This window comes from Clostridium tetanomorphum (genome assembly GCF_017873215.1).
Taxonomy (GTDB): Bacteria; Bacillota; Clostridia; order Clostridiales; family Clostridiaceae; genus Clostridium_AO; species Clostridium_AO tetanomorphum.
In genome coordinates this window covers 90316-113664 of record NZ_JAGGKA010000001.1, presented here as the reverse complement: position 1 = coordinate 113664, position 23349 = coordinate 90316, and the positions used below count along the sequence as shown (strand labels likewise).

At 29.6% G+C, this 23349-nt stretch carries 23 protein-coding genes, 1 pseudogene and 2 riboswitches; of the genes and pseudogenes, 18 read left to right on the top strand and 6 right to left on the bottom strand.

Annotated elements, in window-relative coordinates; translation table 11 throughout:
* The first annotated feature begins 494 nt into the window (after nucleotides 1-494).
* Together J2Z24_RS00615 and J2Z24_RS00610 are read left to right on the top strand one after the other, a co-directional pair.
* Nucleotides 495-2066, top strand: coding sequence for an FAD-dependent oxidoreductase (locus J2Z24_RS00615; protein ID WP_035144300.1), 1572 nt, complete (start codon nucleotides 495-497; stop codon nucleotides 2064-2066).
* A 164-nt stretch (nucleotides 2067-2230) separates the two neighbouring features.
* The gene (locus J2Z24_RS00610) at nucleotides 2231-2512 is read left to right on the top strand and encodes a YmaF family protein (RefSeq protein ID WP_035144299.1); all 282 of its coding nucleotides are present in this window, start codon (nucleotides 2231-2233) and stop codon (nucleotides 2510-2512) included.
* Between the two features lie 97 nt (nucleotides 2513-2609).
* Here the strand turns inward: J2Z24_RS00610 and J2Z24_RS21980 are convergent.
* Nucleotides 2610-2771 (bottom strand): annotated as a pseudogene (locus J2Z24_RS21980) (IS200/IS605 family transposase); the annotation flags it as partial.
* The gene (locus tag J2Z24_RS00600) at nucleotides 2758-2967 is read right to left on the bottom strand and encodes a DUF434 domain-containing protein (RefSeq protein WP_035144297.1); all 210 of its coding nucleotides are present in this window, start codon (nucleotides 2965-2967) and stop codon (nucleotides 2758-2760) included. The pseudogene J2Z24_RS21980 and the gene J2Z24_RS00600, both read right to left, overlap by 14 nt.
* 295 nt (nucleotides 2968-3262) lie before the next feature.
* Between J2Z24_RS00600 and J2Z24_RS00595 the strand changes: the two genes are divergently transcribed.
* The 3 genes from J2Z24_RS00595 (at nucleotide 3263) to J2Z24_RS00585 (ending at nucleotide 4894) form a co-directional block, all read left to right on the top strand.
* Nucleotides 3263-3856, top strand: coding sequence for a GrpB family protein (locus J2Z24_RS00595; RefSeq protein WP_035144295.1), 594 nt, complete (start codon nucleotides 3263-3265; stop codon nucleotides 3854-3856).
* Between the two features lie 171 nt (nucleotides 3857-4027).
* The gene (locus J2Z24_RS00590; RefSeq protein ID WP_035144294.1) at nucleotides 4028-4240 is read left to right on the top strand and encodes a zinc ribbon domain-containing protein; all 213 of its coding nucleotides are present in this window, start codon (nucleotides 4028-4030) and stop codon (nucleotides 4238-4240) included.
* Nucleotides 4241-4429: 189 nt separating this feature from the next.
* Nucleotides 4430-4894, top strand: coding sequence for a PH domain-containing protein (locus J2Z24_RS00585; protein WP_051593078.1), 465 nt, complete (start codon nucleotides 4430-4432; stop codon nucleotides 4892-4894).
* A 181-nt stretch (nucleotides 4895-5075) separates the two neighbouring features.
* Here J2Z24_RS00585 and J2Z24_RS00580 read toward each other — a convergent pair whose 3' ends face one another.
* Nucleotides 5076-5903, bottom strand: a complete 828-nt coding sequence (locus J2Z24_RS00580) for a cell wall-binding repeat-containing protein (protein ID WP_051593077.1) — start codon at nucleotides 5901-5903, stop codon at nucleotides 5076-5078.
* A 319-nt stretch (nucleotides 5904-6222) separates the two neighbouring features.
* On the opposite strand from J2Z24_RS00580, the gene J2Z24_RS00575 reads away from it, so the two are divergent.
* The gene (locus tag J2Z24_RS00575; protein ID WP_207714619.1) at nucleotides 6223-6726 is read left to right on the top strand and encodes an alpha/beta hydrolase; all 504 of its coding nucleotides are present in this window, start codon (nucleotides 6223-6225) and stop codon (nucleotides 6724-6726) included.
* 283 nt (nucleotides 6727-7009) lie between these two features.
* Nucleotides 7010-7825 carry an alpha/beta fold hydrolase gene (locus tag J2Z24_RS00570; RefSeq protein WP_035144291.1) on the top strand — a complete coding sequence of 272 codons (816 nt, stop codon included), beginning with the start codon at nucleotides 7010-7012 and terminating at the stop codon, nucleotides 7823-7825.
* 162 nt (nucleotides 7826-7987) lie between these two features.
* Here the strand turns inward: J2Z24_RS00570 and J2Z24_RS00565 are convergent, their stop codons facing one another.
* Entirely contained in the window at nucleotides 7988-8710 is a 723-nt protein-coding gene (locus tag J2Z24_RS00565) for a YetF domain-containing protein (protein WP_035144290.1), read from the bottom strand.
* A 182-nt stretch (nucleotides 8711-8892) separates the two neighbouring features.
* On the opposite strand from J2Z24_RS00565, the gene J2Z24_RS00560 reads away from it, so the two are divergent.
* Genes J2Z24_RS00560 through J2Z24_RS00545 form a run of 4 tightly spaced genes read left to right on the top strand, consistent with a single transcriptional unit; the run spans nucleotide 8893 to nucleotide 10932 of the window.
* Nucleotides 8893-9261, top strand: a complete 369-nt coding sequence (locus tag J2Z24_RS00560; RefSeq protein ID WP_035144288.1) for a DUF4363 family protein — start codon at nucleotides 8893-8895, stop codon at nucleotides 9259-9261.
* 11 nt (nucleotides 9262-9272) lie between these two features.
* On the top strand, nucleotides 9273-9965 hold the full coding sequence (locus J2Z24_RS00555; RefSeq protein ID WP_035144287.1) for a DUF421 domain-containing protein: 693 nt from the start codon (nucleotides 9273-9275) through the stop codon (nucleotides 9963-9965).
* Nucleotides 9966-10020: 55 nt separating this feature from the next.
* On the top strand, nucleotides 10021-10230 hold the full coding sequence (locus J2Z24_RS00550; protein WP_035144285.1) for a DUF1657 domain-containing protein: 210 nt from the start codon (nucleotides 10021-10023) through the stop codon (nucleotides 10228-10230).
* A 21-nt stretch (nucleotides 10231-10251) separates the two neighbouring features.
* The gene (locus J2Z24_RS00545; RefSeq protein ID WP_035144284.1) at nucleotides 10252-10932 is read left to right on the top strand and encodes a manganese catalase family protein; all 681 of its coding nucleotides are present in this window, start codon (nucleotides 10252-10254) and stop codon (nucleotides 10930-10932) included.
* 115 nt (nucleotides 10933-11047) lie between these two features.
* Here the strand turns inward: J2Z24_RS00545 and J2Z24_RS00540 are convergent, their stop codons facing one another.
* The gene (locus J2Z24_RS00540) at nucleotides 11048-12367 is read right to left on the bottom strand and encodes a voltage-gated chloride channel family protein (protein WP_035144283.1); all 1320 of its coding nucleotides are present in this window, start codon (nucleotides 12365-12367) and stop codon (nucleotides 11048-11050) included.
* Between the two features lie 110 nt (nucleotides 12368-12477).
* Nucleotides 12478-12537: riboswitch (Fluoride riboswitch) on the bottom strand.
* A 152-nt stretch (nucleotides 12538-12689) separates the two neighbouring features.
* Between J2Z24_RS00540 and J2Z24_RS00535 the strand changes: the two genes are divergently transcribed.
* The 7 genes from J2Z24_RS00535 to J2Z24_RS00505 all read left to right on the top strand — a co-directional run bounded on the left by J2Z24_RS00535 (nucleotide 12690) and on the right by J2Z24_RS00505 (nucleotide 18716).
* Complete coding sequence (locus J2Z24_RS00535; RefSeq protein ID WP_035144282.1) at nucleotides 12690-13388, top strand: YetF domain-containing protein; 699 nt, start codon at nucleotides 12690-12692, stop codon at nucleotides 13386-13388.
* Nucleotides 13389-13398: 10 nt separating this feature from the next.
* Nucleotides 13399-14106 (top strand): DUF421 domain-containing protein, encoded by a 708-nt coding sequence (locus tag J2Z24_RS00530; RefSeq protein WP_035144280.1) that lies wholly within the window; start codon nucleotides 13399-13401, stop codon nucleotides 14104-14106.
* A 495-nt stretch (nucleotides 14107-14601) separates the two neighbouring features.
* Nucleotides 14602-14696: riboswitch (guanidine-I (ykkC/yxkD leader) on the top strand.
* Between the two features lie 99 nt (nucleotides 14697-14795).
* Entirely contained in the window at nucleotides 14796-15116 is a 321-nt protein-coding gene (locus tag J2Z24_RS00525; RefSeq protein ID WP_035144279.1) for a DMT family transporter, read from the top strand.
* Nucleotides 15117-15225: 109 nt separating this feature from the next.
* Nucleotides 15226-15933, top strand: a complete 708-nt coding sequence (locus J2Z24_RS00520) for a B3/B4 domain-containing protein (protein WP_035144278.1) — start codon at nucleotides 15226-15228, stop codon at nucleotides 15931-15933.
* A gap of 18 nt (nucleotides 15934-15951) precedes the next feature.
* A complete protein-coding gene (locus tag J2Z24_RS00515; RefSeq protein WP_035144277.1) occupies nucleotides 15952-16641 on the top strand; it encodes a radical SAM protein in 690 nt (229 codons plus the stop codon).
* A 292-nt stretch (nucleotides 16642-16933) separates the two neighbouring features.
* Nucleotides 16934-17539 (top strand): YdcF family protein, encoded by a 606-nt coding sequence (locus J2Z24_RS00510; RefSeq protein WP_035144275.1) that lies wholly within the window; start codon nucleotides 16934-16936, stop codon nucleotides 17537-17539.
* Between the two features lie 268 nt (nucleotides 17540-17807).
* Nucleotides 17808-18716, top strand: coding sequence for a DUF2268 domain-containing putative Zn-dependent protease (locus J2Z24_RS00505; protein ID WP_035144274.1), 909 nt, complete (start codon nucleotides 17808-17810; stop codon nucleotides 18714-18716).
* 157 nt (nucleotides 18717-18873) lie between these two features.
* Here J2Z24_RS00505 and polC read toward each other — a convergent pair whose 3' ends face one another.
* Entirely contained in the window at nucleotides 18874-23220 is a 4347-nt protein-coding gene (polC, locus tag J2Z24_RS00500) for a DNA polymerase III subunit alpha (RefSeq protein WP_035144273.1), read from the bottom strand.
* Between the last annotated feature and the right edge of the window lie 129 nt (nucleotides 23221-23349).

Here is a 23349-nt window from a genome sequence, read left to right as displayed (position 1 = left end):
AGCAAATGATTAGGGAGTATATAGATTGCTTTCTTATAGCTCATTTTGCCCTCCTAAAGGTTTTATTACAATTAGGAATAGCAAAGGCTATATTAACATCTTAGTTTTATTTTTAACTGATTGTTGCAATAACCTTTGCTATGCAACAATAACTATAGGATTAAGCATCTGCTTTCAACCCTCCTTTTACATTATATTATAAATTATAACATCATATTTATATGTCCACAAATTATCCAAAGATTTAAATTCTTATAATCTCCTAATATTAAAAACAAAGTTTCTTTCAGCAAGTTATCCATAACTGCTACTACAAGCTATTTCCTAAGGATAAATTCTGCAGCCTTAAAATACATAATTAATACTTACTACAACTTAGTTTTTAAAATCCTATAATCATATCCCAAAAAATGTTTTAGCTAATACTATATACATAAATTTTTATCATCAGCAAATGATAATTATATTCAAAGACCTTAAAGGAGAGAGTATAAATGAATAACGAAAATTTACCTAATCTAGATGTTTTCTCTAGTACTCATGAACCATATTGGATTAGTTCTACCTCTACAATAGATTGTCCTATATTAGACGACGATATTAATGTAGATGTGGCTATAATTGGAGGAGGAATAGTTGGAATCACTTCAGCTTTCCTTTTAAAACGAAAAGGTTTAAAGGTTGCTATAATAGAAGCTAATAAAATCGCTCATGGGACTACAGGCCATACAACCGCAAAAATAACTTCTCAACATGATTTAATTTATGATAATATGCTAAGAAAAATTGGAGAAGAAAACGCAAAGCAATATGCAGAAGCAAATGAATCTGCAATTCACTTTATTGCTAATTTAGTTAGAGAAAAAAATATCGATTGTGACTTTTCTTGGAGACCTGCTTATATATATACCCAATCCAATGAATACGTAGAAAAAATTGAAAATGAGGTGAAAGCTGCTTCAAGTCTAGGGATAAAGGCATCCTATTTAGATAAAGTACCTCTTCCCTTTAATATAAAAGCTGCTGTGCGCTTCGATGACCAAGCTCAATTTCATCCATTGAAATATTTATTTACCCTTGCTAAGGAAATACCTGGTGATGGAAGTTATATTTTTGAACACACAAAAGTTGTTGATGTTGATGATAACGATAATGGACATTGTGTGGTATTAACAAATCAAGACAAAAAAGTGTCTGCATCTAAAGTAATTGTGGCATCTCACTTTCCTTGTTATGACGGGCTTGGAATGTACTTCGCCAGGATGTATGCAGAAAAATCCTATGTATTAGGAGTTAAGGTTAAAGAACCATTTCCTGAGGGTATGTTCATAACTGCTGAAAAGTCAGGACATTCTCTTCGCTCTCAAAAATATAATGGCAGTGAAATTATATTAGTAGGTGGAGAACCACATAAAACCGGCAGTGAGAAAAATACTAATGCTCACTATAAAAACTTAGCTGATTTTGCAAAAACAACCTTTGATTTAGAAAACATACTATTTAGGTGGTCAACGCAAGATTGTATGACTGTAGACAATATTCCTTATATTGGGTATCTTACTTCAAAAACCTCTAATATATTTGTAGCAACAGGTTTTGGTAAATGGGGTATGACAAATGGCACAGTATCAGCAATGATTTTAACAGATCTTATCACTAAAAAAGAAAGTTCATGGGAAGAAGTATATAGTCCATCAAGATTTGATGTAAGTTCATTTCCTAAGTTAGCATCAGTAAATTTAAATGTAGCATCTACACTTTTAAAGGGGAAAATTATCCCTGTACCGAATGATGCTAAAATCAACAATGGGGAAGCAAAGGTCATTAACGTAAATGGTGAAAGAGTTGGTGCTTATCGTGATGAAAATGGTAAGTTGCACATAGTTGATATTACTTGTACGCATCTAGGTTGTGAATTAGTATGGAATGAATCAGAAAAAACTTGGGATTGTCCTTGTCACGGTTCTAGATTTACCTATGATGGCGATAATGTTGAGGGACCTGCATTTAATCATTTGAGATATCAAGGTGAGGGACCTAATAAAAAAGATCCAAATATATTTTAAAATAATTCTCATTTTTAAGTATTAGTATTACATTAAAAAATACTACTTTATTCTCCTTGGAATCTATGGATAGCCTCGGAAGAACTTTAAATTCAGATAAATGTAGCATTATAACTAAAACAGACATATATTATTTATGTATAAATTAACTTGGAGGAATTTTAATGCTACAACATTCTCACAGTTACTCAGGCACTACAACATACAACCAAGGTCATATTCATCATTACGGTGGGGTTACTTCTAAAGCACCAAGTAGAGTACCTCATAATCACAAAATGAAAGGTGTTACAACTTTTAATGATGGTCATGAACACAAATATATTACTGAAACAAGTCCTGGAATCAACCTACCAAATGGACGCCATTATCATTGCTTTAGAACTAGAGTTGAACTTGAAGATGGTCATATTCACTATATAAGTGGTTATACAAGTGCTAATTAGTTTAAAATAAATTTGTATTACTACCACAATATGGCTGCCATATTTTATGGCAGCTTATTTCATATATGTATGGAAACAAAGTCATGACCATCCGTAAAAAAGGGTCAATAAATTGTTTTATGCTTATTTGATCACTTGCTATATGTTCCTGTAACTGATTTTTTATGTATTCCTATATTTCCTTCTTATTTATTCCTACAGTATCTACATAATATCCTTTACAGAAAAAATGTCTGTTGCCATACTTATATTTCAAATTTATTAGTTATAACATTATCTAATGTTTGTAATATTCCATCAATATTTATAACAGTTTTTTCTAAATTGTTAGTAACTTCCTTATTCTTTCGCATTTCGATATCTTGTTTTGAAGATACAGCTCTTATCAAAGCTAGCCTCTGTCTCTCAGACAATAAATAGTGGTTTCCAATAAATATAGATGCACCTTTTAACAATCTTACTCATAACTTGTATCTCTCATTTCCAATGATTATATAGAAAATATAGCTGCTATTGTTATATTCATAATAATATTATTTAATTTGTACTTCGTTTACTAGCACATCATATTTAGTATCTTCCCTAATTTATTCCTCTGAAATTCTTTAATCCCTTCCAAATATCATATCTATCCTAAACTAATAACTACCAATTAGAAGCATATGATATAATTACTATTAGGGTAAATGAGAATTGTTGAAGATGGAAAAATAAGGATTATTTATATTTTCCTCTCCATAGGAGGTATATATGGAAAAAGAATTGTCAGAAATGACATTAGAAGAATTATGGAGTTTATTTCCTATTATTTTAAAAGAACATAATACAGATTATAAAAAGTGGTATGAAATTGAAAAACAAAGACTTTTAAACTGTATTAATAAGAAAAATATTATACGCATTAATCATATAGGAAGTAGTGCAGTTGAAGGATTGATTTCTAAACCAACAGTGGATATTTTATTGGAAATAGATAATGAAAGTAATATTGAAGAATTAATAAATATCCTATCACATAATGGGTGGACATTAATGTCATGCCAAAAAAAGCCACATTTGAACATTGTATTTAATAAAGGATATACAAAAAAAGGATTTGAAGAAAAAGTATATCATTTACATGTTCGTTACTATGATAACTGGAATGAATTGTATTTTAGGGACTACCTTATGGAGCATAAAGAGATTGCTAACGAATATGGTAAACTTAAATTAAAATTAATAGAAAAATATGAGCATGATCGTGATGGATATACAGATGCCAAGTCTGATTTTATTTTGAAATATACAGAAAAGGCAAAAAAAGAATATGGTAATAAATATAACCCTTCTATTATATATTAATTAATTACAAAATTATTGAGGTGATGTTGTGATAAAAATTAGCAGAAAAAGAGGATATGCAGATAAACTACGAAAATATAAAGTAATATTAGACAATAATTATTTAAAATATTATGGTATAATTGAGATTAATTACTTAAAATTTATATATAGATTAAGAGGAGGCTCAAAATGGAAAAGAAACAGTATATCTGCTCAAAATGCGGTAACATGGAATATGAAACTGACCAATTTCAGGCAACTGGTGGGAATTTTGCAAAGATATTTGATATACAAAATAAAAAATTTATTACTATCAGCTGTAAAAGATGTGGGTACACAGAATTGTACAAAGCAAAGTCTTCCGACGGATGGAATATATTGGATTTCCTTATAGGTAACTAGCCTATTATAATATATTATATTAATGAGTGTTATTGTTATTTAGTATAACAACTTGAAAATCCAACAATTTACTAAACACCCCATTATTCCTGGTTGAATTTTGTGGTGTTTTTCTGTTTCAATACAAATATATACTAAATATTAATAAATAACATTGTTTATAATTGTTTATATAAGGAGAGATTTTTAATGAGTATTGTTGATATTATTATTCCATTGCTTTTTATTGTAATTATTTTAAAACAGTTAAGATATATAAAAGAATTAATAATACCTACAAAAAAAAGTTATATAGAAATTATTACTGTATTATTTAGTATTGGTATTTTCATGTGGATTATATATTTTTATGCAAATACTTGGATTCATTACGTAACAGGAGCATTAGGTATTTTTATGTTTGTAAGCATATGGATTAAACAAGGAATTAATTCAAAAGGTTTCGTATCAATGTATAAATATAAAGAAACCATACTATGGAATGAAATTGAAAAAGTTATTATAATTAGTTCAAAAGATATAAAACTTCAGTTATTAGGTGGTTTTATTGAACAAACATTTCATTTTAAAAATAGTGATTATGATAGAGTTATTACTATTTTAAAAGAAAATTTACCTAAACAAGCACAATTACAAACAATCCTTAATAAATAAAAATATACACATGATTCTTAAAGACTGTATCAACCAAATTTAAGATTGGAACTACCTACTAGAATAAAATGTTTTATAAGTAATTCATCCTATTTTTATATCACCAAAGAAAGGAGTATCCGCATAATACTCCTCTCCTTTGTATTAACTTATACTATTTCTTTTTAAATGTACATTTCATTTAAAACCAATTATGGAACTGATCTATTACCCATTTCCCACCATTATATTCAAGTGATGCTTTTAAATAGTATGGCTCAGGATCATAATAATATCCTTTAACTAAAATTTCTACCTTATTTGCTTTATATTTTTTCTCTACTATTTCAGCATTCTCAAGATTAATTGCTGGTTCTGGATTGCCATATCTCATATAATATTCTCCATTAATATTAGTAAACACAAAATTTATCATATTTTTTATAAATGTATTACTATAATATTTATTTAGTTCATAGTTTTTATTTAAATAATTCTCTATGGAGCCGTATGAATTTATATCATCATTGATCTTAGCAAAGCTTATTCCATGTAAATCAATATAATTTTCATCATCTACATCTATTTTCAGCATCTTTTTGAAGGCTTCATCTCCATTAAATAATAATTCTTTAGCATTTTTATTCGATATTACGGGTTTATTTTCTAATATATATTCTACTTCTTTACTTATAGTAGCATTTCCACCTAATAGTATAAGATTTTTATAATTATTAGTGTCTAAATATTCTTTCTGATTTAATATGTTGGCTCCATGGGTCAATATTACAGGTGCATCTAATTTTGCTGCTAAAGCACTTCCTGATAGAGCATCTGGAAAATTGCTTCCACTTGCAATGATCACATTTTTAAATTTATCATTACTATAATTTGAACTTATTTTTATAGACGTTTCATATCTATTTGCTTCAAATATACTATTTGCCATATAGTCTCCTTGAGCCTTTGCTATACCTGTCACTCCTAAAGCTATGATCATTAATGTAGCTAACATTACAATCTTTTTCATAAAAATCCTCCTAAAAATATAATAGAAATCTTTTAATATTACCAATATTATATTTATAGTATGCAAAAAATTAAAAAATGCCCTTAATTAATTTTTATCATAAATAATAAATATTACACTTTACCATAATCTACATAAATGCTATGTTATAATTAATCTACACTAGTAAAATTAAAGGGGGCAAATAATAATTAATGAAAGAGATGTTCAATTAGAATCTCATTGGAGTGTAATTTTAGAAAATAGATATATTAATCAAAATAGTGATATTCTAACTATTATTCTTCCAGGAGAAGGTTATACAAATGAAAAACCACTTATGTATTATTCATATAAAGTTGCATTAGAACTTGGATTAGATGTACTTTGTATAGATTATGGTTTTCAAATTTCACATAAAGATTTTGATATGAACACAGAACTTGATATTGTAGTCAGAGAATCAGAACAGATATTAAAAAAATGTTTGAGTAAAAATTATAAAAAGATAATTTTTATTGGTAAAAGTTTAGGAACTATTATTCAAAGTAAATTATCTAAAGAATTAATAGATTATGAGCAAATTCATGTTTATTTAACACCGGTAGATAAAACATTTGAAAACATAGTAGATTATCCATGTTTAGTTATTACAGGTACAGAAGACAGGAAAATAAGTATTTCAAATATGAATATAATAGAGAACAATAAAAACATTGAATTAGTTAAAATATCTGGTGGCAATCATCGTCTTGAATGTTCAGATACATTAAAAAGCATAGAGATGTTAAATACAACAATAGGAACATTGAAAAAGTTTATAATTAAACACTTTAACCGTTGAAATAAAATTTATTCTACATAAATGAATTTCTGCGTCTTAATTCATACTATAATACCATAGTGTTAAAAATAGATTCTTATGACATGGTTAAGGATGATTATGCTTTTTATTGTTCAGAAAATGGTGTTTATCTAACAAATTATGTACCAACAAAATATATAGTAAATATATAATATTAAATTATTTTTTACATATTATTTTTCCAACTGCATATTTAATTCACCTATTTGTTTCCAATGTAATAAACTAATAATGAATAAATTGTATTAATAGAGGTTTTCCTATGGGATATTATGTTAAAGTAGAATCAAATGTGAAAATTTATGTAGAAGATCTTAACCAAGAAGGCAAAAAAACAATCTTGTTTCTACACGGATGGCCTGGAAGTCATAAACTGTTTGAATATCAATTTAATCAGCTTCCTAAACTTGGATATCGATGTATTGGCATAGATCAAAGAGGATTTGGAGAGTCAGATAAGCCTTTCACTGGATATTGCTATGATAGATTGTCAGATGATGTTCGTTGTGTAGTTGAAGCACTTAAATTAAAAAACTTCACACTGGCAGGTCACTCTACAGGAGGGGCAATTGCTATTAGATATATGGCAAGACACAATGAATATGGTGTCTCTAAACTTGCTCTTTTTGCAGCAGCTGCTCCTAGTCTTATTAAACGACCATACTTTCCATATGGTTTAGAAAAAGAAACCGTAAATCAAATTATTCAACAAACATATAATGACCGTCCTAAAATGTTACGAGGATTTGGAGACATGTTTTTTTTCCAGTATATAACTGAACCGTTTTCAGATTGGTTCTTCCAATTGGGCTTACAAGCAGCCGGCTGGGCTACTGCGGCAGTTGCAAACTCCTGGTTAGATGAAGAACGCTTATTCTCTGATCTAAAGAAAATAAGTGTTCCAACTTTAATTCTCCATGGTATTCATGATAAAGTTTGTCTCTTTCCATTGGCTAAGGCACAAAAACAGTGTATCAAAAATTCAAAACTTATAGCATTTAAAAATAGTGGTCATGGGTTGTTCTATGATCAACGTGAAGAATTTAATAAAGAATTGACACAATTTATTGAAAAATAAATTTTTTACTTGTTATATAATATCATTATCACGAAACAAAGGAGTGTTAACATAACACTCCTATTCATGCTATTATCAATTCTAAAATATATCAAATATCGTTCCAAATTTCTTGGATTTAATACTATATCAAATGTGGAAAGATAACTACAAATTATAAAACTACTCTATACCATATTTACCATGCTTCTCTACATTTCTATCACTCTTTTTAGATAAATAAATATTTTTCGTATTGTTCACTCCAGCATAAAATACATCTGAGGCATTTTGTATGCCATTCATAGTAAGTTGTGACTGAAGCCACTGCATATCGAATTTTGCAGCTTCAAGATTTTCTTTGATAATATTTCCATCTATTATAATGTCTTTCATAAGACCCATCCCTGTGGTTGGAATATTCATATGGGAAGGCGTAAGAGGAATTTTATCTGATTTAGGAAGTACAGATAATTGTCCATTAGTTTCTAGAATAGCAAATTCCACATCGGCTAAACTAAAAATATTCTTTTCACGTAATTGCATAGTTAGCTGCTCTATTGTAATACGTACACGTTTCATATTAGATTGAACTATATGGCCGCTATTTATCAAAACAACTGGCTCGGAGTTAATTATTTTCCTAACTTTAAAACTTTTAATAGACATAAGTCCTGTTAATATTGTTAATATTGCAAAGGTAATTAAAGAAGTTGGTGCAGTAATAGGAGTATTCTTTGAACCTATGGATAAATTAGCAACCATTGATCCCATTGAAACACCAACCACAAAATCGAAAAATGTCATTTGAGAAATAAGTTTTCTTCCCATCAATCTAGTAAGAATTAATGCCAAAATATATGCAATAGTTCCTCTAATTATAGAAAATGTTATTATTTCATACATATGTTTTTCCTCCCTGATGATATTGATTTTATATTATATAGTTATCTAATTCTTATAGTAAGCTTATCCAGATAATAATGTAAATATGTACTACAATTAAGGATAATTATAATTGCTAAAACACATATTTTTAAATTTATATAGCCATAATAAATTTATATTAAGTCATAAGGAGTGATTATATGAAAAATTCCACAGTAAATATAGCACTAGTTACAATTATTATAATTATATTTACAGGATACTTCTTAATTTTAAATTCATCTTTCCAAAAAGATATAACAGAAAATTTAAAATTGGCAGAAAAATATGCAATAAATGAAGAGTGGGATAAAGTCTTAGAAACCTCTATAGATATAAAAGAATCTTGGAATAGTAAAAAGCATTTTTTAATGTTGAATTTTGCTGAGGCAGAATTTACTATGTTTGAGAATCATCTTGGCTATATTATGGGTGGAGCTAAAGCAAAACAATTAGATACAACATTAAGTAATATACTAGCTGCCCAGGATATATGGATAAATATAAGAAAAATTGTTCCAGAACCATAAGGAGGGATACAATGGAAATAATTATATATATAATAAGAAGTATTATTATGCTATTGGTATCTTGGACTGGAGTAAAACTAATAGGAAAAAAATCAATTGCTGAGATGACATCCTACGATTTAGCAGCAATAATGCTTTTGACCACAGTAGCAGCAGAACCTTTAGTTTATAAGATAATGTCTAAGGCTACAGTAGGAGTTTTTGCAATATTAGTTGCCACAGTTTTTTTAGGAAATTTATCCCTAAAAAAATTTTTTTATAATATAGATGCCAAACCCACAATAGTTATTACAGAAGGAAAGATTATTGAGAAAGAATTAAAAAAATCTCGTATGAATGTACCTCTGCTTTTATCAGAACTTAGAATAAAAGGTTATCAAAATGTATCTGATGTTAAATATGCCATAATAGAACCAAGTGGAAAACTATCAGTTATACCTGACCCACAAGCTAGTCCTGTTACTCCAAAGGAAATGGGAATACCTACACCTTCAGTAAATTTAAGTTTTCCTCTTATTATTGATGGAGAAGTAGATAAAATAAATCTTGACTTTTTTCAAAAAGATGAAAAGTGGCTGTTAGACCAGCTTAAAGCCTTTTCTGTTGGAAGTTTTGATGAAATACTTTTAGCTCAGTATGATTCATCCGGGAAACTATTTGTAAATTTAAAAAATAAAGAAATAAAAACACCAAACATTTCTTAATATTTAAATAAACATTTGGTAATAATAATATTGAAAATTAATTGGAGGTGATTTAATGACTACAATGAATAAATTAGAAAAAGCTTTAACAGACGCTAAAGGACTTGCTTCAGACTTAAAAACTTTTTCAATGGATACTAATGATCAAAATGCAAAACAAATGTTTAATATGCTATCTACAAATGCTGAAAACATATCTCAAATGCTAGAAAGCAGATTAAACTTTGTAAAAAGCGAAGAACCACAATACAATCAGAATCAATAAAACTTATTGGGGGTATAAATAATGTTTAAACATGACAAGAAATTATTAAGAGATGTACAGGCGGAAAAACCTAATCCTCAATATGCAACTTTATTGCAGGAACAACTTGGTGGTCCAAATGGTGAGCTAAAAGCTGCACTTCAATATATTTCTCAGAGTTTTCGAATTAAAGACCCTGCTATAAAAGACTTATTTCTAGACATAGGCGCTGAAGAGTTAGGTCATATGGAAATGGTAGCTCAAACTATTAATCTTTTAAATGGTCATGATTTAGCATTTGAAAAAATAACTGCAGGGCAAATTGAAAGTGCGGTGCTTGGAGGACTCTCCCCAATGCTAGCTAATGCTTCTGGTGAACCTTGGACAGCAAACTATGTAAATGTCACTGGAGATTTAGCTGCAGATTTATTATCCAATATTGCAGCTGAACAAAGAGCTAAGGTTGTATATGAATATCTTTATAGACAAATAAATGATAAATATGTAAAAGAAACTATAGATTTTCTCTTAAACAGAGAAGAAGCACATAATGCACTATTTAGAGAGGCTTTAAACAAAGTACAAAATGCTGGATCAAATAGAGACTTTGGTGTAACTCCTGATTCTAAACTTTATTTCGACCTTTCAATGCCAGGAAAACATTTTGAAGCACCAAATCCAACTCCTCCTAGTTTTGAAAATCCTAGGGAAACTGTACATTAAAAAAATGGTATTTATACTGTTCTTCTTTTCTAGAATAAAGCCATGTGCAGTTTTAACTGTAATGGCTTTATTCTATATGTTCCCCTAAAATTCTTAATCATAATAATATTATTTTTTACTTACTATTCCTTTTTCTAAAATAAGATATTGTAGCATCACTTGGTACTTCAATTAACCTACTTTTACTCCTACCAATTTTTTGTGAAGAATATATACCAGTATGACCTGAAAAAATATAGCTAATAACACAAGTCATAAATATAAATACAATTCCTTCAGAACCAAACATTTCTATGCCTAATATAAATGATGCAATAGGTGTATTAGTTGCACCTGCAAATACTCCAATAAGACCTAGTTCTGCTAAAAATGAAGGTGAAACATGAAGTAGTTTTGATAAAGCACTTCCCAAACTAGAGCCGATAACAAATAGTGGAGTAACCTCTCCCCCTTGATAACCTGTTCCTAAAGTTACTGATGTAAATATTATTTTACCTAAAAAGGTAAAAGGATGTACCTGTCCCTTAAATGATTCTTCCATAAGAGGAATACTTAATCCTAAAAACTCTCTAGTTCTAATTATATATGTTAAAACAATAACAACAACGCCACCAATCATACTCTTAATTACTGGATTTTTAAATCCTTCAGTAAAAACTTCTTTTAACTTATGGGTTAATTCACTAAAAAGTTTACTTGTTAATCCAAATAAAATTGATGCAAAAGCTATTTTCATTATAATTATATAAGATAAATTCGGAACTCCAAAAACTTTAAAATGAGTATGATGAACACCTAATGCAGATACTATAGAATCTCCAACAATACTTGCTGTAAAGCATGGAATCAAAGCTTCATAGCTCATCAATCCAAGTGTAGCAACTTCTAATCCAAAAATAGTGCCTGCAAGCGGCGTTCCAAATACAGAAGCGAATCCGCTACTCATTCCAGCCATAAGAATCTTTCTGTTATCTATCTTATCTAATTTAAATAAATTTCCTATGCTTTCTGCTATACTAGCTCCAATTTGTACTCCTGTCCCCTCTCTTCCAGCTGAACCACCAAATAGATGTGTAACAACAGTTCCAAAAAAAACTAATGGTGCCATACGTAAAGGTACTTCTCCATTGTTATCGTTAATCTTTTCTATAATTAAATTATTACCTTTAGATGAATTCTTACCATATTTTGAATATAAGTAACTTACAAATGCTCCTCCAAATGGCAAAATAAATAATAACCATGTATACCTTATACGTAAATCTGTGACTATCTCTAAACTCTTTAAAAATAATGCAGCTGCACAGCCTGTTAAAGCCCCTACTATAATTCCAATAAAAATCCATTTTATTAATGATATTGCAATAGAAATACTATTACTTTTATTCCTAATAATAGCTAGTCTTTTTTTAATTTCTTGTCTATCTTCATTCATTTTTTATTCTTCCTCCTGTTATTATCAATTGATTAGCAGTACTTAAAAACTTTTTCTTTATTATTAAATACAATAAAATACTCCTACAAAGTAACAATTATATAAATTGCTATTTTGTAGGAGTCATTAGCTTTACGCATTTAATGGCGAACTCCATCACCACAGATTTCACTCAATAATATTAACATAATTCTCAGTTATTGTCTATAAAATTTTGTAATATTAGTATGTGTAGATTATAAAAATTTAATTATTTCTAATTTATAATTGTTTACTACATAATATTTAACATTTTGCCAAAACTATCTTATGAGGTGATTTCATGGATATACATACTATTTTCTTTCAGGGAGAAAAGTTAAATATAATTGAATTATTTATTAGAGCATCTATTTTATACTTTATGTTATTTGGCTCAGCAAAAATGATGGGATTTCGCCAGCCTGGTATATTAACTCCATATAATTTTTTAATGGCTGCAGGCATTAGCCATATTGCAGCTTCTCGTATGGTAAATCCTAAATCAAGATTAGTAGATGCAATGGCTATAATAGTAGTATATACTTTAATTAATTTACTTATTTCATACTTATATTTTAAAGCTCCATCTTTAATCTCTCAAAACCCTATAATACTGGTCAAAAACGGAAAGATAATGAATAATAATCTTAAAAAGGCAAGATTAACTATAGATAATTTATTTTCTATACTAAGACAAAAAGATGCATCTAATCTGGAAAAAGTAGGTTATTTAATTGCTGAATCTACAGGAGATTTTAGTGTAGCTATAGATAACAATAGTCTTCCTATAACTAAATTAGATATGGCAATAGAATCCCCTCAAGATGTTTTGTCTCAAATTCTCATTTATAAAGGAAAAATAGATAGAGAAATTCTGAAAAAAAATAGATTAAGTTATGATTGGATTGATAAGGAACTTAAATCTAATAATATAGATAATATAAATGATATTTATTTAGGAATTTTAACTTCTGATAAAAAATTATATATAAATCCATAGGAGTGAGTTTATGTTAAGGGTTTTTGGCGTTATTAAAAACATTTCAATACTAGGTTTTATCATGAGAAGCCTTCTAGTAGGTGTAATAGCTTTTTTAGTAGGACGATTTATATTAAAAAGAACTATAAATCAGCTAACTGCATATGATTTCGTATTAGCATGGATATTAGGAGCCCTTACCGTTGCCCCATTGTTAGATGGAGAAATATCCTTTACATATATACTTGTTCCTTTATTAACTTTGTTTTTTTGGCATTATATATTTAATTCTATATCTTTAAAAAACAGAAAATTGTCTTTATTTTTTAACGGGAAACCTATAATTTTAATAGATGATGGGAAGATAATAAGAAAGAATTTAAAAAAGCATTTTATAAATGTTGATTTGCTTATGAGTGAGTTAAGACTAAAAAATATTTTTGATATTTCAGAAGTTAAATATGTAATTCTAGAACCCAATGGGCATTTTAGCATTATAAAAAAAGAATCTCATAATCCAGTTACTCCAACAGATTTCAACTTACTTGCTAAACCTGTAGGCTTGCCCTTGGTCATTATCAATGATGGTAAATTATTTGAAGAAAATTTAATTAAATCAGGTGTAGATAAAAAATGGCTTATGAACAATCTTACTATGTACAATATAAATGATATAAAAAATGTTTATCTTGCCACTATAGATAATTCTAAAAAACTATATGTTTCTAAAAAAGATTAGAAACATATAGTTTTTTATTCTGTTTTGAATAAAGTGATCATTGTCATTTACCACAATTTTTCTGATGATATGTTATAATTAATTCATATTAGAATGTTTTGAAATTACTAAATGATACTTCAACATTTAATAGAGTTGAAATAAGATAATTAAGAAACATCTACCATCAATTTTTAACCTTTTAAATATTTATAGAATATTATTATTTTTATTTACTAAAGGAGCATTCCTGTAATGAAATAATTTAAGAGTGGATAAAAAAGCACCTCCTGATAGAATACGGGGTATAGAGTTTAGATAAACCTATCCCTAATTAAATAAGACTATCATTGGAGGTACCTAAAATGAATTATTACATGCAGTTTGTTTGCCTTCCAAAGCTAAAGCAAAAATATTTTATTCTATTTTAGGATTTTGTAAGGAATAATATTGTGTTGACCTAAAATACCATATTGTGCTAAAATTTATTTGTACTTGTAAATTATAATGATATATAGTTTAGTTTTCTAGGGTTCCGCAATTATCATTGGCTGGTCCGAGAGAAGACGCATAGGTAACTGTGTACACGGAAGGATAAAAGCCTGGGAGATATTTTCATAATATTTCCTTAGGCTTTTTTATTTTCTTTTAAATAAGCCATGAGATATTACTATGCTAATCTTAACTACTAATTTAGGGAGGTAAAGTTTATGGAATGGATTTATTTAGTTATAGCAGGTTTTTTCGAAGTAGGCTGGGCAATGGGTCTGAAGTATTCACAAGGATTTACAAAAATATTACCTAGTATACTAACTGTTATAGGAATGGTTGCAAGTTTCTATTTTTTATCATTGTCTTTAAAAAACTTACCACTAGGCAATGCATATGCAATTTGGACAGGCATAGGAACTGTTGGTACTGTAGTCTTAGGTATTATTTTATTTAAAGAACCTATTAATGTAATGCGTATGATTTGTATTGTATTTATAGTTCTTGGAATCGTTGGTCTAAAATTAATATCAATAAACTAATAATGGTATATAGTTTAGAAATAACAAAAATACGTGTAATATTATCGAAAGAGAAGTGATAAGGTTAAAATATGTAGCTATATCATTTTAATATGAAGGAGGATTTTTAGTGAAAAAGTTTGTTATTGAAGATGATTTTTGGAGCATATTTCCTAATGCAAAAATTGGAGTTGTTATTTGTCATGGTATAAATAATTCTATAATAGATAAAGAACAATATAATGAAATGATTTTAGAGGCACAAAAGGAAACATTAAAGTATTTACAAAATTCAGAATTTAGTAATAATCCAGTAATAAAAGTATGGAGAGAAGCATTTCAAAAATTTAAAACAAAGAAAGGTGCAAGGTCATCCATAGAGGCATTACTAAAGAGAGTTCATAATGGAAATCATATAGGAACTATTAACCCACTAGTTGATATTTACAATTCTATTTCATTGAGATATGCATTACCATGCGGTGGTGAGGATATAGACAAATTTGCTGGTGATATAAGATTAACTACAGCTGTGGGAAATGAGGAATTTATTCCCCTTGGAACAGATGAAAATACACCTCCGTATGAGGGCGAAATAGTCTACAAAGATGATAAAGGTGCAATTTGCAGATGCTTTAATTGGCGTGAAGCAGTAAGAACAATGCTTACTGAAAATACAAATAATGCTTTCTTGTGTATTGAATTAGTTGATGAAAGTAGATTAATAGAATTTGAGAACGCATTAAAAGACTTGGCTATAACAGTACAGAATAATTTAGGTGGAACAAGTAAAATTTCAATTCTGGATATTAATAATAAAGAACTAGTAATAAAGTAATTTTAGGAGGATAAAGGAATGGGTGGTTTCAGTTATAAAGATATTTATATTGAGGATGGCAAAAGGGTATTGGAAGTAAACATACTACCTGAAAAGTATTGTAACTTTGATTGTATATTTTGTCCTATTGGAAGGTCGCAAAATAAGGTAGATACCCAAAAGTCATTTGATAAAATTTCTAGTTCATTGATTGAACTAGAAAGCATGATAGAAAATACAAAAGCAGAATTAATATTTATTAACTCAAAAGGAGAAGCCCTAGTAAATGATAAAATTGGTGATATTATTGACTTTATCAAAGTCAAAGGTTTACCTGTAAGACTGCTTTCTAATGGATACTTACTAAGTAAAGATGAATATATGAAAATTGCTAATAAATGTGATGAGGTTGTTGGAGAGATAAAAGTAATAACAGAAGAAGATTTTCAAAAAATCCAAAGACCCATTAAAGGATATACGTTAGTAGAATATATTTCAAACATGGTTTCCTTTAATAAACAATACAAAGGGAAATTTATATTTGAAATTACTATCATTAAGGGCTATAACGACGATGAAGAATCAATTCAGAAGATAAAAAATATTATTAAGAAAATATCTCCTAACAAGATAATTATTGAAAGAATAGAAGATGAAAGATTTAGAAAAAAACTTGGTATAACTGATGAAAGATTTGAGGAAATTTCAAATATATTACTAAATATTTAGTAATACTAATACATAATATTTTAATACTGAAAAAACAAATAATTTATCTGAACACCTCATTATTCATGAATTGAATTTTGTGGTGTTTTTTGTATTGCAATATAAATATTTAACGAAGAAATAATAAAAATTAGATATATGAATAAACTAAATAATACAGTGTTAAATAGGAATTTTTATATAAGCCATTGGTGAAACTATATTGGAAATAAGATATAGTTTCACCATAACTACATCTCATCAGTAAATTATTATAATGCAAAGGATATTTTATATTGCAGGAGGGATACAAATGAAAGTATCATTACTTAAAAAGGACGATTTATCAAAGAATATAATTGATAAAATGCTTTATGAAGGATTAGATGATATGGGAGAAAAAGGTGATTGTATAATGGTTCTTGGCAGTAGAAAAGCACATAAATACAGACTGCCTAAAGCAATATCAATTTACCAAGATAAACGAGCTTCTAAAATGCTTCTTTGTGGCGGTAGAATGTTAGAAACTGAAAATGGTTTTCTTAGCGAAGCAGATATAATGAAGAGAAAGGCTCTTGAAATGGGCATACCAGATGAAGATATTTTATTAGAAAAACTGTCAATGACAACAAAAGAGAATATGATTTGTGCATTACTATCCTTAGAAAGAACATTTAAATTAAGTAATATTAATAACATTCTTTTAGTAACCACTAATTATCATATGAGAAGAAGCTTATTGATGGCTGAAACGTATATGCCAAGTTGGATAACATTTAGTCCTTGTCCAGCAAATGATATAACTACTCAAAGAGATAATTGGTATAAAAATGAAAAAGGCTATCAAAGAGTAATAGATGAAGCGTGGAAAATAATTTGCTATATAAATGAAAAAAGTATTCCAGATTTTGAGATATAGTAATTTATGTCTGCTTTATTTAATCTAACGTCTTTTCTAAGTTACTAACTATACCATTAATCTCATATTGATTAATTTAATCTAAAACATCATCAACTTCATTCTGTGATTTTTAATCAAGTCTCTATTTAGCTATACCTTTCACCACATTTTTCAAAATGATAAAAATAATAAACCCAACTTCAGATTTTGTTGTTGATTGCTATTGACTTTAACGCAACGTAATAGTGTATTTTATAACTATATTAAAAAGAAACGAGGTAAAAAAATGAAAGTTACAGCAATTAGATCAGATGAAATCTATAAAAAAATGATTTCTTCAAAGCCTGAAGACCGTGATGACATATATCGCTATGAACTGATGAAACCATTTGAATTTAAGTGGTCATGTGTTGGTATCCCACTTGAATCAGATTGTCTAGGTGGCTACGATGTTGTTATAGCAAATAGTATGGGTGGCGGATTTGCGCCAAGCCAGATTAACAGTGAACAAGTTGATGCTGTTGAAAAAATCAGTAATGAAAGCTTTTGGCAGGCTTGTAAAGAAAGTATTACAAAAACACTTAAAGGATTTGAGGATAACGGCATTTCACTTCATGTAAAAGATTATATTTTTACTATTTTGTTGAATGATCCACTAAATCCAATGTCAAAAATGACTGGTGATTATTGTGGGGATGGGGGAATTCCCGGATATATCATTGGAACAATTATTCCAAATGAAAAGTCGCTTAAAATGTTACCTGTGGTATTTGCTCACGAAACTAATCACAATGTAAGATGGCAATTTATGCAGTGTAACAATAAAATTACACTGGGAGATATGGTTGTTAGTGAAGGGTTAGCAGAAAACTTTGCCTCCTTTATGTTCGGCGAAGATAAAATAGGTATGTGGGTTAAAAATACAACAACAGAAACACTTAAAACTATCATTAAACCTGCAATTAAGGAGAATTTGAATATTAATGATTTTAATAAACTTTCAGCATTTCTTTATGGTGACGAAATCGTAACCATGCGTGGCATATTACCAGTTGGTATGCCTTATTGTGCAGGATATGCTTGTGGATATCAGCTGATCAAGCATTATCTTAATAAAACTGGCAAAACAATATTTGAAGCTACCATTACACCGACTTCTGATATCTTAAAGGAAACAGAAGATTTTTGGAATTGAAGATTAGCAAAGTTTCAAAGTTAATAGAAATCGCTGTAAGAACACCTCATAAGAAAATAAAGTGCAACTTAAGTTACACTTTATTTTCTTATGAGCTTTCTTTTTTATTATCTACCTTTTAGAATGAAATTAATAAACTAGCAGTCAATAATGTACTTTACATTATATCAAAAAAGCACACTTGATCACTTTCTGGAAGACCTTTTAAACAGCCAAATTTTTTAAGTAAATCTATAGCAACATTCCCAATCTTAGCTCGTTTCTTTAAATCCTCTATAGAACTTAATGGCTTTTCTTCATGTGCTGCATTAAATATACCTTCTGCAGCCACATTTCCCATACCAGCTATACTGTTTAGAGGCGGTCTTAAGCCATCCTCCTCTACTAGGAATTTGGTAGCATGGGATTTATATAAATTAATGGACAGGAATTTAATACCTCTCTCGTACATTTCCAAAACTATTTCTAAGTCATCGTACATATCCTTATCCTTAGGAGCAGCTTGATTGCCAATCATTTCAATTTCCTTCATCTTTTCTTTAACCTTTTCTTTTCCGAATATCATAAATTCGCTGTCAAAGGCCTTTGCTCTGATGGTAAAATACGCTGCATAATAGGCCTTAGGTATATGAACCTTAAACCAAGCTATTCTAAAAGCCATCATTACATAGGCTGCAGCATGTGCTTTAGGGAACATATATTTTATCTTTTTACAGGAATCTATGTACCATTCCGGCACCTCATGCTTCCTCATTAAAGCCTCATATTCTGCCCATTTTTCAGGATCCTTTAGTGCCTTTCCTTTACGTACCAACTCCATTATCTTGAAGGCAGTATTCGGTGGCAGACCTTTTTTGATAAGATAAATCATAATATCATCTCTGGTACATACTGCCTCACCTAATGTAACTACTCCTGAATCAACTAAGTCCTTAGCATTTCCCACCCATACGTCAGTACCGTGAGAAAGTCCAGAAATACATATTAAATCAAAAAAGGTTTTGGGCATAGTATCTAAAAGCATTCCTCTTACGAATTTAGTACCAAATTCAGGAATACCAAAGGTTCCTACCTTGGAATTTATCTGTTCTGGTGTTACGCCTAAAGCTTCTGTAGATGAAAATATAGACATAGTCTCCTTATCATCCATAGGTATAGTTTGTGGATCTACTCCAGTTATATCCTGCAACATTCTTATGACTGTCGGATCATCATGGCCCAGTATATCCAGCTTCAATAAATTCTGGTCAATAGAGTGATAATCAAAATGTGTTGTTATAATATCTGAATTTGGGTCATCAGCAGGATGCTGTACGGGACAAAACTCAAAAATTTCACGCCCTTTTGGCACTACTATTATTCCTCCAGGATGCTGTCCCGTAGTTCTTTTTATACCTGTACAGCCTTTTGAGATTCTGGTAATTTCCGCCTTATTTACTGTACGATTTTTTTCATCAAAATACTTTTTTACGTACCCGAAAGCTGTTTTCTCCGCTATGGTACCTATGGTTCCAGCCTTAAAAGTTGTGCCCTTTCCAAATATGACCTCTGTATATTTATGGGCCTTTGCCTGATATTCTCCTGAAAAGTTTAAGTCTATATCCGGCTCCTTATCACCATTAAATCCTAAAAATGTTTCAAAAGGTATATCTATTCCATCCTTAGCTAGACTTTCTCCACAAACAGGGCAAGTTTTATCTGATAAATCAAAGCCATTCTTAATACCATAATCTGTAAAATCAGAATATTTACAGCTAGGGCATCTGTAATGAGGCGGTAATGCATTTACTTCCGTTATACCTGTCATATATGCTACAACAGAGGAACCAACAGAACCTCTGGAACCTACCAGATAGCCATCCTCATTGGATTTCCATACTAATTTTTGGGCGATAATATACATTACAGAGAAACCATTTTTTATAATGGAATCCAGTTCTCTATCCAGTCTAGACTGAACAATTTCCGGCAATGGGTCTCCATATAGCTCATGAGCCCTACCATAAGCTATATCCTTAATAGTCTGCTCACATCCATCTATGTGTGGTGTAGCTTTTTCTGGGGAAATAGGACTAATTGGCTCACACATATCTGCTATCTTATTAGTATTAGTGACTACTACCTCATAAGCCTTTTCTTGCCCTAAATAGGAAAATTCCTCAAGCATCTCTTCTGTAGTCCTTAAATATAGAGGAGCCTGATTATCTGCATCCTTAAATCCCTGTCCTGCCTCTAGTATACGTCTATATATTTCATCCTCAGGATCCATGAAATGAACATCTCCTGTGGCTACTACAAGCTTATTTAGTTTTTCTCCCAAAGCCACAATTTTTCTATTGATTTCCTTTAGATATTCTCTATTTGGTACCTGCTCTGTTCTTACTAAATAATCATTATTTCCTAGCGGCTGTATTTCCAAATAATCATATTCCTTTGCAATAGCTTCAATTTCCTCATCAGATTTTCCTAAAAGTATTGCCTGATACAGCTCACCTTCACTGCAAGCACTACCAAGAATTAACCCCTCAGAATATTTCTTATATAAACTCTTTAATATACGAGGCTTTTTATAAAAATAATCTAAATGAGAATAAGATACTAATCTATACAAGTTCTTTAGTCCCACATAATCCTTTGCAAATATTATAGCGTGATAGGTTTTAAGCTTTTTATATTGCTGTTTCTTAGCTTCCTCATCAATACTGTATGTATCTATATCCTGAAGAGTTTCTGCTCCCCTTTTCTTTAGCTTTTCAAGCATTACATTAAATACCTTAACGGTAGTATCTACATCATCTAAAGCTCTGTGAGCAACCTCCACTTTTATGCCAAGATTTTTAGCAATTCTCCCTAATTTATAAGTCTTAAAATCAGGGAAAAGTCCCTGTGCTAAGGACAAAGTGTCTACATATGTAAAATCAAAGTCATAACCTAACATCCTTGCATTATGCTTTAAGAAGCCCACATCAAATGTAGCATTATGAGCAACCAAAACACTATCCTTAATAAAATCTAGCATCTTAGGAAATACCTGTTCTATAGTTTCTGCATCTCTTACCATATCATCAGTTATATTTGTAACCTCTATCACCCTTGATGGAATAGGCTTTTCAGGATTTACAAAACAGCTAAATTGATCTATTACTTTTCCATCTTTAAGTTTCATTATTCCTATTTCAGTAATTTTTTCTGTTACTGGTGAAAAACCTGTAGTTTCCAAATCCAGCACACAATAAATAGTATCAATACTCTGTCCTTTTGGGTTTGTTACAGAAGGCTTTTTATCTGGTGCCAAGTAGGCCTCTACTCCATATATAACCTTCATATCAGGATTATCTCTTCCTAAGAGCTTATGAGCCTCAGGAAAAGCCTGCACCACTCCATGGTCTGTTATGGCAATGGATTTCATCCCCCAGCTCATAGCTCTTTTAATCAAATCAGTAGCACCGGTCATAGCATCCATTTGACTCATTTGTGTATGCATATGCAATTCTACTCTCTTCACCTTTGCATTATCCTGCCTCTTAATTTTCTTTAAGCCTTCTGTTTCTACTATAGTATTGGCAATAATCTCAATTTCATCGGTAAACTTGCTATAGCCAGCATTTCCAGCAATTCTAATCCCCTTAGCCTTTTTAAGCCTGGATAATACATCACTTTCTTCACCGGGTTTACAAAAAGCCTTACAGGTCATAGAACTTGATCCATCATATAAATCAAAGGAAATTAATGTTTTTCCGCTCCTTAATTCCTTTTCTTCTATATTAAATATTTCCCCCTCTATAGCAACCCTTCCCTCATCCGGTGTAATGTCAGTAATTTTTATTATAGTTTCTCTAATTTTAATGCTTCTGCCTAGTATCAACAGGGAATTGCCCTTTTTCCCATCGTTTTCTACTTTTATTTCCTGTTTTTTTTCTACAACTTCCTTAGACAATTTAGGGGTATTATTGCTTAAGGCGTTCTTGACTTCCTTTGTAATAATTAGCATTTCACTTGCACGTTTATCCTCTTGCATCCTTATTAATTCTTCACTACTTACTTTATCAATAAAATCTATTTTATAGTTTGTGCCGTATAGGTTTTTTATAATGTTATAGATTTTTTTATCATAATCCATGGATTTTAAAAAACCTGATACTGGTACTTTAAAATTAAAATTTATGGTATTGTTAACCACCTCAAATTCGCTACTATTTAGTACTGCTTTTAAAGCAGGATATTTATCTGACATTAAGAATATAATATTTTTCAGTTCTTCTTCTATTGGCTTTTTATCTATTCCATCAGCATACTTTACAGCGATTTTAGAATCATTTAATGCAAACCTTTGTCTAATAAACTTATTAAAGCGTTCAAGTTCTCTTATTTCAATATATTTATCTGAGCTTATTTTCATTTTTACAGTTTTAGTTTTTTTACTTAAGACCACAGATTCCACAATGGCAGTATTTATGCTCCCCCCTACTTCATAATCACTAAAAATTTCATTTATTCTTTTCATATGCTCTTTAACCTTCTCTCAAAAATTTTTAGTACCTTATTATTATATAAGATAGGCTTATGCTTTACCATATAAAAAGAGATTATATTATACTTTATGGATTTAATTTGTTACTTATACTACAATTGT